This is a genomic window from Nonomuraea monospora (assembly GCF_039531895.1).
GTDB lineage: Bacteria > Actinomycetota > Actinomycetes > Streptosporangiales > Streptosporangiaceae > Nonomuraea > Nonomuraea monospora.
On the sequence record NZ_BAAAQX010000002.1, the window covers coordinates 667773 to 680105 of the forward strand.

General features: G+C 71.9%; 10 protein-coding genes. 2 read left to right on the forward strand and 8 right to left on the reverse strand.

Annotation, left to right across the window (positions count from 1 at the left end; all coding sequences use genetic code 11):
- Nucleotide 1: 1 nt before the first annotated feature.
- Complete coding sequence (locus ABD331_RS06355) at nucleotides 2-2089, reverse strand: ATP-binding protein (RefSeq protein ID WP_344471457.1); 2088 nt, start codon at nucleotides 2087-2089, stop codon at nucleotides 2-4.
- Between the two features lie 152 nt (nucleotides 2090-2241).
- Between ABD331_RS06355 and ABD331_RS06360 the strand changes: the two genes are divergently transcribed.
- The gene (locus tag ABD331_RS06360) at nucleotides 2242-3294 is read left to right on the forward strand and encodes a PP2C family protein-serine/threonine phosphatase (RefSeq protein WP_344471459.1); all 1053 of its coding nucleotides are present in this window, start codon (nucleotides 2242-2244) and stop codon (nucleotides 3292-3294) included.
- A 9-nt stretch (nucleotides 3295-3303) separates the two neighbouring features.
- Here ABD331_RS06360 and ABD331_RS06365 read toward each other — a convergent pair whose 3' ends face one another.
- A complete protein-coding gene (locus tag ABD331_RS06365) occupies nucleotides 3304-5571 on the reverse strand; it encodes a serine/threonine protein kinase (RefSeq protein WP_344471462.1) in 2268 nt (755 codons plus the stop codon).
- Nucleotides 5568-7415, reverse strand: a complete 1848-nt coding sequence (locus ABD331_RS06370; RefSeq protein ID WP_344471464.1) for a serine/threonine protein kinase — start codon at nucleotides 7413-7415, stop codon at nucleotides 5568-5570. The genes ABD331_RS06365 and ABD331_RS06370 overlap by 4 nt, the downstream gene beginning before the upstream one ends.
- Before the next feature lie 160 nt (nucleotides 7416-7575).
- Here ABD331_RS06370 and ABD331_RS06375 point away from each other — a divergent pair, with 160 nt between their 5' ends.
- A complete protein-coding gene (locus tag ABD331_RS06375) occupies nucleotides 7576-8355 on the forward strand; it encodes a DNA-formamidopyrimidine glycosylase family protein (RefSeq protein WP_344471466.1) in 780 nt (259 codons plus the stop codon).
- Here the strand turns inward: ABD331_RS06375 and ABD331_RS06380 are convergent.
- The 5 genes from ABD331_RS06380 to ABD331_RS06400 all read right to left on the reverse strand — a co-directional run bounded on the left by ABD331_RS06380 (nucleotide 8352) and on the right by ABD331_RS06400 (nucleotide 12306).
- Nucleotides 8352-8708 carry a helix-turn-helix domain-containing protein gene (locus ABD331_RS06380; RefSeq protein ID WP_344471539.1) on the reverse strand — a complete coding sequence of 119 codons (357 nt, stop codon included), beginning with the start codon at nucleotides 8706-8708 and terminating at the stop codon, nucleotides 8352-8354. The genes ABD331_RS06375 and ABD331_RS06380 overlap by 4 nt on opposite strands.
- A 286-nt stretch (nucleotides 8709-8994) precedes the next feature.
- Complete coding sequence (locus ABD331_RS06385) at nucleotides 8995-9486, reverse strand: CinA family protein (protein WP_344471468.1); 492 nt, start codon at nucleotides 9484-9486, stop codon at nucleotides 8995-8997.
- Nucleotides 9487-9489: 3 nt separating this feature from the next.
- Nucleotides 9490-10065, reverse strand: a complete 576-nt coding sequence (gene pgsA, locus ABD331_RS06390) for a CDP-diacylglycerol--glycerol-3-phosphate 3-phosphatidyltransferase (RefSeq protein ID WP_344471470.1) — start codon at nucleotides 10063-10065, stop codon at nucleotides 9490-9492.
- Nucleotides 10062-11474 (reverse strand): 30S ribosomal protein S12 methylthiotransferase RimO, encoded by a 1413-nt coding sequence (gene rimO / locus ABD331_RS06395; RefSeq protein ID WP_344471472.1) that lies wholly within the window; start codon nucleotides 11472-11474, stop codon nucleotides 10062-10064. Before rimO ends, pgsA begins: the two co-directional genes overlap by 4 nt.
- Nucleotides 11475-11544: 70 nt before the next feature.
- On the reverse strand, nucleotides 11545-12306 hold the full coding sequence (locus tag ABD331_RS06400) for a helix-turn-helix domain-containing protein (protein WP_344471474.1): 762 nt from the start codon (nucleotides 12304-12306) through the stop codon (nucleotides 11545-11547).
- Nucleotides 12307-12333: the final 27 nt, after the last annotated feature.

Sequence of the window (12333 nt, forward strand, 5' to 3'; positions counted from 1 at the left end):
CTCAACGTGTCGGGGGCCCGCCCAGCACGTACGCGACCCCCGCGTCCAGATCGCTGTCCCGCCCGGCGCTGAACGCGCTGTCGTAGGCCCGATCCCCCAGCACCCCCCGCACCTCGCTCTCGCAGGCCCGCCGCGTGGCCACCAGCTCCGGCGTGCCGATCTGGTGCTTGCCCACGGTGTCCCAGATCTGGTCCGCCAGCCCCAACATCCGCGCGGCCCGCTCCCCCTCCCCGGCGGCCACCGCCGCGGGCGCGAGCACGTCGATGGCCATCGCCATCCCCAGGCTGTCGTGCAGCCGCCACTTGACCTCCAGCGCCGCCGTGGCGTAGGCGCGGGCCTGCGCGGGCCGTCCGCACGCCAGCTCGGCCTGCGCCCGCAGCACGTCGCCGTACGCCCGCTGCCACCGCTCCCCGTGCCGGTCGCAGAGGGTGCGGAGCCGTTCGAGCGCGGCGATGCCGTCCTCGAAGCTGCCGACCATGGTCCTGCTCATCCCGTAGCTGGTGTAGGCGAGCAGCACGGGAAAGACGAAGAGGGAACGTTCCTCCTGGTCGATCACCTTCTGCGCGGTCTCGGCGGCCCGCGCGTTGTCGCCCATGATGACCCTGGCGCAGCTGACGGCGCACCAGGCCATGAGGGTCGCCTCCACGTCGCCCTGCGTCTCGGCCTCGGCGGCGCACTCCAGCGCCAGCTTCTCGCTGAGCGCCCCTTCGCCCTGGCACACCAGGACGAGGGCGCACGCCCACAGGGCCTTGCGGCGGGCGGGGCCCGGCGCGCGGTCCTGGGCCAGGGCGCGTTCCAGGAAGTGCCGGCCCTCTTGGAGGAAGCCGCAGGGGTACCAGAAGAACCACAGCGCACCGGCCAGCTCCAGCGCGGTGTGACCTTCCGGGCGTACCAGGGCGCACTGCAGCGCGGCCCGCAGGTTGGGCAGCTCGCCGGTCATGCGGTCGTACCAGGCGTACTGGTCGGGGCCGATCCAGCAGGCGTCGCCCTCCCTGGCCAGGTCGAGGTAGTAGTCGCGGTGCCGGCGGCGGATGCGCTCGTCCTGGCCGAGGTCCTTGAGCCAGATGGCGCCGAACTCGCGGATCGTGTCGAGCATCCGGTAGCGGTCGCCCGCCCCTGTGGGCTCCCAGATGAGGATGGACTTGTCGGCGAGCGATTCGAGCAGTTGGGGGATCTGCCAGCTCGGCAGCCGGTCGTCGGCGCAGACCTGCTTGACGGCGACGGGGTCGATGCCGCCGGCGAACACCGAGGCCCGCGCCCACAGCAGCCGCTCGGCGGGAGTGCAGAGCTGGTGGCTCCAGCCGATCGCGGTGCGCAGGGCCTGGTGCCAGGGCGGGTCGGCGCCGTACACCTTGTGGTCGGTCGTGCCGAGGACGGTGAAGCGGTCCTCCAGCCGCTCGGCCAGCCGCTCGGGGGACAGCTCGCGCAGCCGGGCGGCGGCCAGCTCGATCGCCAGCGGCAGCCCTTCGAGCCGCCGGCACACCCGCATCAGGGCGTCCCGGTTGTGCTCGTCGATGGCGAAGCCGGGCACGGTGGCCGCGGCGCGGTCGAGGAGCAGCTCCACCGCGTCGCCCTCGCGCCAGTCGCCGCCCTCGGGGACCGGCAGCGGTTCCACCGTGAAGATCTGCTCGTCGGCGCAGCTCAGCGGCCTGCGGCTGGTGGCCAGGACGCGCAGCCGCGGCGCGGCGGCGAGCAGCGTCACGACCGCCGCCGCGCAGGCCTCCGTCAGGTGCTCGCAGGTGTCGAGCACGAGCAGGAGCTCCCGGTCTGCGAGGTAGTCGGCCAGCACCTCGGTGACCGGCCGGGAGCTCTGGTCGGTCAACGGCAGCGCCTCCGCGATCGCGTACGGCAGCGCGCTCCCCTCCACCAGCGGCGACAGAGCCACCAGCCAGACGCCGTCGGCGAAGGCGTCGCGCAGCTCGGCGGCGGCCCGCAGGGCGATCCTGGTCTTGCCGACCCCGGCCACTCCGGTGACGGTCACCAGGCGGGACCTGCCCAGCAGCGCCCGTACCGCGTCCACCTCCCCGCGGCGACCGATCAGTCTCGTGCTCTCGCCGGGAAGGTTCCCCTGCCACTGGCTGACTTGCATGATCGTCACCTCACAGGACTCGGTTAGTCCCACAGTTTGCCGGAATCGCTCCCGCACCGTCACTAAAAGTGAGAAGGTGGCTACTCGCGATCGCAACCATCCGAGGAGGCGCCATCTCGCGGCAAATCATCTCCAGACATCAACGCCGGCTGGTGCCGGCGCTGCTGGCGACGGAGGTGCTGGTCGCTCTGGCGGACGCCGCGTACGCGACGGTCTCCCTGTCGGCCCTGCTGCTGATCGGCCCGATGGTCGCCGCCCATCTGCTGACCGTCCGCCACACCCTTCTGGCCGCCGCCACCGCGCTGACCCTGGCGCTGTTGCTGCCCGCGCTGGACGAGGGCTCCGAGCTGCCGCACCACCTGGTCCGCGCGCTGATCGTGGCCACGGGCGGCCTGTGGGCGTACGTGACGGCCCGCTCCCACGCCCGCCACCACGCCGAATTGGCCCGCATGACCCGCATCGCGGAGCGGGCGATGATCCCCGCGCTCCCCGCCGAGCTGGGCGGGGTGGGCCTGGCGGCGCACACGCGTTCGTCGTCGGCCACCGCCCGCATCGGCGGCGACCTGCACGACGCCGTCGCCACGCCCACCGGCCTGCGCCTGATCATCGGCGACGTCAAGGGTCACGGCCTGGACGCCGCGCACCTCAGCGCCACCGCGCTGGCGGCCTTCCGCCGCACCGCCGCCACCGCGCCCGACCTGGCCGCGCTGGCCCTCGACCTGGACACCGCCCTTTCCCCCAGCCTCGGCCCCGAGGACTTCGTGACGGTGCTGCTGGCCGAGTTCGTGCCCGGCGGGGTGCTGCTGGTCAACTGCGGCCACCCGGCTCCGGTGCGCGTGGACAACCGGCTGCGGCCGCTGCACCCGCCCCGCCCGTGCCGGCCGCTCGGCCTGTCCCCCGAGCCGCACGTGTGGCGTGTCCGCCTGCTGCCCTCCGACCGCCTGCTCCTGTTCACCGACGGGCTGACCGAGTCACGTAGCTGCGAGGGCGTGGAGCTGCCGTTCGACGAGCGCCTGCACGAGGCGCTGACGCAGGTCACGCTGGAGGAGTCGCTGCGCGAGGTGCTGGGGCTGCTGCGGCGGCACACGGGCGGGTCGTGCGCGCACGAGGCGGACGACCTGACGCTGATCCTGGCCCAGCCGCTGCACGCGCGGGAGTCGCCCGTCCCCGCGCCGGTCGTGGAGGATCGGCACGGCCGCGGCTGACGCCTGCGGTCACTTCGCCGAGAACCAGAAGGTGATCTTGTCGACCTCCTTCCTGGGCCCGCTGATCAGCGTACGGACGGGCTTCCCCGTCGCGTCGGCCATGATGACGTCGGTCGTCCTGGCGCCGGCGACGGTGGCCAGCAGGTGACTGTCGTCCAGCCAGCCGTGGAACTGGGCTCCGTCCGGCAGCCGGGCCTCGCCCTTCTTCGCGCCGGTCCCCTCATCCCAGAAACAGATATTCCGCGCATTGTCCGGACATTTCGTATTGAAGACTGAGCCGAGCGTCGTCTCGGCGGCTCCCCCGGCCGCCAGCGCGCCCACCTCGGAGAACGTCCGCAGCACGGCGCCGTTCAGGCCCAGCACCCGCACCGACCCGTCCCGCGCCTGCTGCAGCACGCTCTTCTCGTCCGAGCCCCACTTGTACACGGCCTTGTCCGCGCTCTGCGTCTCGACCACCTTGACGGAGCCCGCGACCGGATCCACGATCGCGAAGCCCACCGCCCCCGCCCCTGACTCGGCGCCGAGCACGGTCGCCAGCAGCAGCCTCCCGTCCGCCGACCAGACCGGATGGTCCAGCGTGCGGGGCTTGTTCACGGTACGCAGCTCGCCGTCCCGCCCGGTGGCGCGGTCGCGGATCCGGACCGTCTCGAAGTCGGGACGCCTGGTGCGGGTGGGTGAGAAGGAGGCGATGAAGCGGCCACCCGGCGACACGGCCGGGCGCTCGAAGTTCCCGAAGTAGGCGAAGGCCTTCGTGGCGGGGTCGCGGACGTACGCCTCGGCGTTGTCGCGGGTGTCGATGTAGGAGGAGACCCAGGCCGGGTCGGCGGGGTTCTCGTGCACGACGATCCCGCTGCCGGCGATCTTCACCTCCGACGCGGACGTCAGCGCCATCGAGCCCGCGCTCGGCGTCGGCAACGGCGGCGGCGCTGACGCGGGCGCGGGCGGCTTCGGGACGGGCGCGGGCCGCAACAGCAGCACCGCCGCCGTGACGACCACGGCAGTCACCACCGCCCCCGCCACCACCAACGGCCGCCTCCCCCGCCCGAACCACCCAACCGGCCCCCTCCCACGCCCTGACAGCGCACCCACTCCATGCCCAGGCAGCGCAGCCGACTCCCCGCCACTCCCCGCCACCGCACCCGGCTCTCCGCCACTACCCGGCGGCGCAACGGGCTCTCCGCCACTACCCGGCGGCGCAACGGGCTGCCCGCCACTGCCCGGCGGCTCGCCCGGCCCCTCGCCACGCCCCGCCGGCGAGCCCGGCTGCCCGCCACGCCCCGCCAGCGAGCCCGGCTGCCCGCCACGCCCCCTCGGCGAGCCCGGCGGCACGCCGCGCCTCAGCAGCGCACCCGGCTGCCCGCCACGCCTCAGCAGCGCCAGCGGCCCGCTGGCGCGCTCCGGCGGGGCCGCCGACTGCTGTCCCTCGGCCAGCAGCCGCTGCTCACCCGTGCCGCGCAGCACGTCCTCCGCCACCCGATGCCCGAGCAACGTGAGCAACGCCCGCGTAGCGGTGGGCCGGGCCGCGGGGTCCTTGGCCAGGCACCGCACGACCAGCTCGCACAACTCACCGTCGAGTTCGCGCAGATCCCCGAGCTCGGGCTCACCGTGCAGGATCCGGGCCACCAGCGCGGGCAGCTCCCCCGTCCCGAACGGCGGCCGCCCGGTCCCGGCCGCCACCATGGTCGCCCCCCACGCGAACAGGTCGGCCGCGGGCCCCACCCGTACGCCCTCGAACTGCTCGGGAGCCATGTACGGCGGCGTGCCCACGATGTGCTGCCCGGTGACCTCGTCCTCCTCCGCCGCCCGCGAGATCCCGAAGTCGATCACCCGCGGCCCGTCCCTGCTGAGCAGCACGTTGCCGGGCTTGAAGTCCCGGTGCACGACCCCGGCCTGGTGGATGGCCGCCAGCGCGGTCAGCGTCCCGATCGCCAGCCGCCGCAGCTCGGCGCCCCGCAGCGGGCCGCGCTCCAGGATCACGTCGGCCAGCGCGGGCCCGTCCACGTACTCGCTGACCACGTAGGGCGTGTCGCCGAACTCACCGCTGGCGAGCACCTGCGCCGTGCAGAAGGCCTTGACGCGGCGCGCGTACTCGATCTCCTGGCGGAAGCGCACCCGCGCGTCGGGGTCGTCCAGCCCGTCGCCCAGCATCTTGATCGCGACCCGGGTCCCGTCGGGCAACTCGCCGAGGTAGACCACGCCCTGGCCGCCCACGCCGAGCCTGCCGACGATCCGGTGCCCGCCCACCTGGGCGGGATCGTTGGCGATCAGCGGCTTCATGAGGCCGGTACACGGGCGAACTGGAGGGGGATGTTCTCCCGCTCGAGATCGGCCAGCACCCGCTTGACGGTGCCCACCAGGTCGATGATCTTGATCTGCGCGGTGCCCTTCTTCTTCCCGGGATCCTGGATGAGCAGGTGTTTCTCGTTCCACCAGCCGCGGAAGCTGCCGTTCTCGTCGCCGAAGGGCACCGTCGCCTGCCTCGTGCCGGTTTTGGCATCCCAGACGCAGATCGCGTCGCCCTTCGGGCAGATGGTGGCGATCCTCGTTCCGGACGGCGAGTACCACTCGCCGCCGCGTGGCAGCCCCACCCAGTGCATCATCTTGGTGACCTGGCCGGACATGTCGAAGAACTCGATCCCCGTGTTCTTGCCGTCCCAGAACCCGCGCACGATCTGGCCGTCGGGGCTGAAGTTGTGGAACAGGGTCGAGTCGCTGGTGTACTCGGTCGTGACGTGCACGGCCTTTCTGGCGGCCACGTCGACGACCACGAAGCCCACGAGCACCCTCGGTTCGGTCTTCATGTCGTAGACCGACATCAGCAGCCTGCCGCCGTCCCTGGACCAGACGGGGGTCAGCGTGTTCAGGGGCTTCTTGACCGTGCTGACGACGAAGGACTCCCCCGTTGACATGCTGACGAACTTGACCTGGTCCATCTCCGATTCCCTGAACTTCAGCAGGGGGTTCAGTGCCACCCAGTCGCCCCGGGGCGAGACGACGGCCTGATCGAAGGCGCCCACGGCCTTGAAGGTGCCGTTCCTGTCCCTGGCGTAACTGGTGTACTGGTCCTTGTCGTCCGAGTAGGCGGCCAGCCGCATCGAGTCGTCCGGGTGCTCGTGCAGGGTGATGCCCGCCCCGGGCAGCTTCGTGTCCTTGGCTGCCTTCTTCGCCACGTCCTCCAGCGGCGCCTCCGTCGGCGAGGACGTGATCGTTGCGGCCGTGGCAGGCGCGGAGGAGGCGGCGGCGGTCGTCGTGGCGGGCGGCCGGTTCGCGGTGAGCGCGTAGACGCCCGCGCCCGACAGGAGCGCCCCGGCGGCGAACGCGGCCACCAGCGACACGACCGTGCGCGCCCGGCGGGGCGGCCGGGTCTGCGGCACCGGCGCGGGCGCGCTCTCGGCCTTCCCGGTCAGGAACGACGTCTGGCCGACCAGCCGCAGCAGCACCTCGTTGGCGTCGGGCCTGGCCGCCGGGTCCTTGTCCAGGCAGCGCTCGACGAGGTCGTGCAATTCGCCCAGGTCGGGCAGGTCGGGGCCGCGTTCGGCGATGTTGGCGACGGTGGCGCTCATCGACCCGCCCTCGAAGGGCGAGACGCCGGTCACGGCGAACACCATGGTGGCGGCCCACGAGAACACGTCGGCCGCCGGGCCGGCGTCGCTGCCGCGTAACCGCTCGGGCGCGGTGTAGGCGGGCACCGCCACCTTCCTGGTGGAGACGGACGCCTCGGCCATCGCCTGCTCCAGCCCGGCGTCGATCACCCGGGGCCCGTCGGGACCGAGCAGCACGTTGCCCGGCCGGATGTCTCCGTGCACCAGCCCCGCCTGGTGGAGGGCGACCAGCGCGGTGATCGTCCCGGCGGCCAGCCGGTAGAGCCCGACGCCGCCGACGGTGCCGCCGGCGTCCTTGAGCGCCGGCCCGTCCACGAACTCCGTCACGAGGTAGGCCTGCTCGCCGGTCACCCCGGCGGCCAGGATCTGCGCCGTGCCCACCACTGAGACGCCGCGTAACGGCTCCATCGCGCGCAGGAACGGCTCGGGCTCCATCTCGGGCGGCAGCAGCCGCACGACCACCGGCTCGCCGCTCCGCGACCGCCCCAGGAACACCTGTGTGGCCAACCGCCCGGTCAACCGGTATTCCGCGACTTCGGTGGGATCTCCCGCGCATAATTCCGCGATCTCCGGCATGCCCAGTCTCAGCCCTTCGTCAAGGCCTGCTCCTGATCGACATTATGGCGGTGAACGCGCGGCATGGGCAGACCATCGTGAAATCCCTTCATAAACTGGGGAAATGCCCGAAGGAGACGCCGTCTACCGCACCGCGGCACGGCTCAGGGGCGCGCTGGACGGCCGGATGCTGACCCGGTCCGACTTCCGCGTCCCCCGGTACGCCACGGCCGATCTCACCGGACGGCAGGTGATCACCACGCTCTCCCGGGGGAAGCACCTGCTGACCCGGGTCGAGGGCGACCTGACCGTGCACACGCACCTGCGCATGGAGGGCCACTGGCGGGTCGCGGGCGTGCGCGACCGGATCCCGCCCGGCGACCAGGTCAGGCTGATCCTGGCCAACGAGCGGTGGCAGGCGATCGGCATCAGGCTCGGGATGGTGGATCTCGTCAGGACGGCCGAGGAGGCACGGCTGGTGGGTCACCTGGGGCCGGATCTGCTCGGCGCGGACTGGGACCCGGATGAGGCCGTGCGAAGACTACGAGGGGCGCCCGGCAGGACCATCGGGGAGGCGCTGCTCGATCAGCGCAACCTGGCGGGGATCGGCACGATCTATCGCGCCGAGACCCTTTTCCTGCGCGGGATCTGGCCGTGGCGGAAGGTCGGCGAGATCGAGGATCTCGGAGGGCTCGTCTCGCTGGCCCACCGGCTGCTGGAGGCCAACAAGGGGCATGCGGGCACGGTGACCACAGGTGACCGCCGCCCAGCGAATCAGACCTGGGTCTATGGCAGGGCAGGGAGGCCCTGTCGCCGATGCGGCACCCGCATCAGCCGAGGGGAGATGGGAGAGCAGCCACAGGAACGGCTGATCCTGTGGTGTGCCGGCTGCCAGCCGCGTTAGGCAGCCACCATGTCCTTGACCTCGGGGAAGACGGAGTCGGAGATCCCCCCGGGAACCGTCTCCGCGAGAGGCAGGCGCTCGTGCTCGGGCACGTCGGCCAGCACAGGGGCAGCCTGGAGCTCCGCCAGCGCGAACTGGTCGGAAACCTCACGCAACACCTGCGAAAGCGGCACACCGAGCGCGCCGCAGATCGACGCGAGCAGCTCGGACGAAGCCTCCTTCTGGCCACGCTCCACCTCGGACAGATAGCCGAGCGAGACCCTTGCCAGCGTGGACACCTCGCGTAGCGTGCGCCCCTGCCGCACCCGCAACCGCCTCAGCACGTCTCCGAGCAGCTGACGCAGCAGAATCATCTGTCGCTCCCTCCCCGGCGCGGATGTCTTCACCACGCCCCGCGCGATCGGATCGTGCCGCACTTTGTTCTTCTTCGCTTCGTACATACTCCTCGCCGTCATCACTGGACGTCGCCGCCCCTGGACCGCCGCTCGTGGCTCGTTGCGCGACTCATCAGGCCCGCCTGCCGGGCGCTCGGTGCTTGCAGTTGGCTCACGGACCTCACTCACAGCTCCACCGTACCCGTATCAACCGACACCGCGTCAGACCGCGCATCGCATGTTCGCTCGGGACGTAACACGGTAATCACCCGGAATGTTCCCCTATGTTCGCCTTCAGCACACCTGACAGTAGATCGACTGCCTCGTCCACCGTCCTTACCCTGATACGTTCGCGCGACCCTTCAAGTCTCAACTCGCGGAACGAAATCTGCCCGCCAGGCGCGGAAACCGCCGCGTACACCAGGCCGACCGGCTTGCCGTCCTGCGGCTCGGGCCCCGCCACGCCCGTCACGGCCACCCCGTAGGTCGCCCCGCACACCCGCGCCACCCCCGCCGCCATCGCGGCGGCCACGTCGGCGTGCACGGCCCCCTCACGCGCCAGCAGGTCCGCCGGCACGCCCAGCAACTCGTGCTTGAGATCGGTGGCGTAGGAGATGACTCCGCCCCTGAAGGCCTTGGAGGAGCCGGACACCGCCGTGATCGCGGCCCCGATGAGCCCGCCCGTCAGCGACTCGGCCACGGCCACCGTGGCCCTGCGCGCCACCAGCATCCTCAGCACCTCGGCCAGGTCCGCCATCGATCACTCCTCGCGCGCCTGCTGGGCCACTTTACGCAGCTTCACGGCCCGGACGATGTAGTCGACCCCCGTCGCCACGGTGACGACCACGGCCCCGCCCATCACCACCCACAGGATGGGACCGGGCACCGGGAAGGGCAGGAGGTAGAGCACGATGGCGGCGATCTGCAGCACGGTCTTGACCTTGCCGCCGTAACTGGCCGGGATGACCGCGTGCCGCAGCAGCACCAGCCTGAGCACCGTGATGCCCAGCTCCCTGCCGAGGATCACGATCGTGACCCACCAGGGCAGCTCGCCCAGGACCGACAGGCACACCAGCGCCGCCCCGGTGAGCGCCTTGTCGGCGATCGGGTCGGCGATCTTGCCGAAGTCGGTGATGAGGCCGTACCGCCTGGCCAGCTCCCCGTCCAGATGGTCGGTGATCGAGGCCACCGCGAAGACCGCGAGCGCGGCCACCCGCCAGCCCGTGCCCGGCAGGAAGAGGCAGACGACGAAGAAGGGGACGAGCACCAACCGGAGGACCGTGAGGACGTTGGCGATGTTCCACGGGCTTACCACGCGGCGCTCGTCCCTTTTCATGGACCGGCGGCCTTGATGCGCGCGATCAGGTCAACCCCCTCGGCGTCGACCACGTGCGCGCGTACGATCTGACCCTTGACCAGGCCGATGCCCTGCACCGTGACGGAGCCGTCGACCTCGGGCCCCTGGTGCGCCGCGCGGCCCTCGTAGCCGCCGTCGCCCAGGTCGTCGTCGATCAGCACGTCGACCTCGGTGCCGATGCGCTCCTCCGCGCGCTGCGCGGTCAGCTCCTCGGCCAGCTCGGTGAGCATCCGCACGCGCTCGTCGATGACCTCCTGGGCGAGCTTGCCCGGCAGGCCGGCCGCCTCCGTGCCGTCCTCGTCGGAGTAGCCGAACACGCCGATCACGTCGAGCCTGGCCTGCTCCAGGAACCCGACCAGCTCGCCGAACTCCTCCTCCGTCTCGCCGGGGAAGCCCACGATGAAGTTGGAGCGCACGCCCGCCTCGGGGGCGCGCTCGCGGACGGTCTCCAGCAGCCCGAGGAAGCGCTCGGGGTCGCCGAAGCGGCGCATCCGGCGCAGCACGGTGCCGCTGGCGTGCTGGAAGGACAGGTCGAAGTAGGGCGCCACGCCCTCGGTGCCGGTGATCACGTCGATCAGGCCGGGGCGCAGCTCGGCGGGCTGCAGGTAGCTGACGCGCACCCGCTCGACGCCCTCGACGGCGGCGAGCTGCGGCAGCAGCTTCTCCAGCGCCCGCAGGTCGCCCAGGTCCTTGCCGTAGGACGTGGAGTTCTCGCTCACCAGGACGAGCTCGCGCACGCCCCGGTGGGCCAGCCAGTCGGCCTCGGCGAGCAGCTCGTCGGGCCGGCGCGAGACGTAGGAGCCGCGGAAGGCCGGGATGGCGCAGAACGTGCAGCGCCGGTCGCAGCCGGAGGCCAGCTTGAGCGAGGCCACCGGGCTCTCGTCGAGCCGTTTGCGCAGCACGCGCGGCCCGCTGGCGGGCGCCAGGCCCTCCGGCAGGTCGCCGTGGCCGGGAATGCTGGCCTTGGGGGCGCTGGCACGGTCCACCGGCGAGATGGGTAGCAAGGTGCGGCGGTCGCGTGGCGTGTGGGGCTTGAGCGGCCTGTCGGCCAGCACGTCGTCGAGGCGGTCACCGATCTCGGCGTAGTCGTCGAAGGAGATGACCGCGCTGGCCTCGGGAAGGGCCTCGGCGAGCTCGTTGCCGTAACGCTCGGCCATGCAACCCGCCGCCACCACCTTCGCGCCGGAGTCGGCGGCGGCCAGCAGCGTGTCGATGGAGTCCTTCTTGGCCGAGTCGATGAAGCCACACGTGTTGACGACGACGACGTCGGGGGCGTCGTCGCCGAGCTGCCAGCCGGCAGCCTCGAGTCGCGCGGCCAGCTCTTCGGAGTCGACCTCGTTACGTGCGCAGCCCAGAGTGATCAGCGATGCGGTTCGGCGGGATGACATGGTGAACACTACGGTATCGGGAGTTGGCCACCACCCGTTGCACCGGGCTCCCTCAGGCTTGCCCGGGCGGCTACCGCGACTGCGGTTTGGGCGGCCCGAACGAGCGCCGCGCCACGTCTCCCCTGCCCCCGAGCCCCTTCACTCTCTTGCCGTTGACGTGCAGCGTTACCGCTCCGGCGTCGGCCAGCAGCACGTTGACCTTCTCGGGCGCGCGCCACGTGGAGGTCTTGCCCGCCTTGAGAGTGCCCGCGAAGAGCTTGTGCCCCTCGGCGTCGTGCAGGCTCACGTACGACGTCCGCTTCGCCTTGATACGCACGGTAACCGTGTTCTTGGCCGTCATCGCCGCCGGCGTCGGCTTGGGCGTCTCGGTGATGGGCGTGTTCGGCGGGACGCTGGGCCGGGCCGAGGCGGCCCGCACGTCGCCCGTGCGCACTTGGTCGCTGGCGCCGCCCATCACCCGCATCATGCCGAAGACGACCACGATGGCCAGCGCGACGCCGAGCGCCATCGTCCAGTTGGGCCCGCGCCGCTCCGGCAGGTTGATCTTGCGGTCCGCCTGGAAGACGGCCGAGGCGGGCATGGGCTGCGGAGGCCCGCCGTACTGCTGGTCGTAGAGATGGACGGTGGCCTCGGGATCGAGACCCACCGCCCTGGCCACGGCCCGTACGTGCCCTCTGGCGTAGAAGGCGCCGCCGCACTGGCCGTAGTCGTCCTGCTCCATGCAATGGATCATGGCCTCGCGAATTCGGGTAGCCGCGCTGACCTGCGCGACCGTCAGCCCGGCCGTCTGCCTGGCCGCCCGCAGCATGGCCCCGATGCTCTGCTCCTGCACAGCGAACCGCCCCCCACCACACCGACT

Excerpts from the sequence above, each read along its gene's own strand:
- ABD331_RS06365 (WP_344471462.1), bottom strand. The coding sequence starts at position 5,571 with ATGAAGCCGCTGATCGCCAACGATCCCGCCCAGGTGGGCGGGCACCGG.
- pgsA (WP_344471470.1), bottom strand. The coding sequence starts at position 10,065 with ATGAAAAGGGACGAGCGCCGCGTGGTAAGCCCGTGGAACATCGCCAAC.
- ABD331_RS06385 (WP_344471468.1), bottom strand. The coding sequence starts at position 9,486 with ATGGCGGACCTGGCCGAGGTGCTGAGGATGCTGGTGGCGCGCAGGGCC.
- ABD331_RS06380 (WP_344471539.1), bottom strand. The coding sequence starts at position 8,708 with ATGATTCTGCTGCGTCAGCTGCTCGGAGACGTGCTGAGGCGGTTGCGG.
- ABD331_RS06355 (WP_344471457.1), bottom strand. The coding sequence starts at position 2,089 with ATGCAAGTCAGCCAGTGGCAGGGGAACCTTCCCGGCGAGAGCACGAGA.
- ABD331_RS06375 (WP_344471466.1), top strand. The coding sequence starts at position 7,576 with ATGCCCGAAGGAGACGCCGTCTACCGCACCGCGGCACGGCTCAGGGGC.
- rimO (WP_344471472.1), bottom strand. The coding sequence starts at position 11,474 with ATGTCATCCCGCCGAACCGCATCGCTGATCACTCTGGGCTGCGCACGT.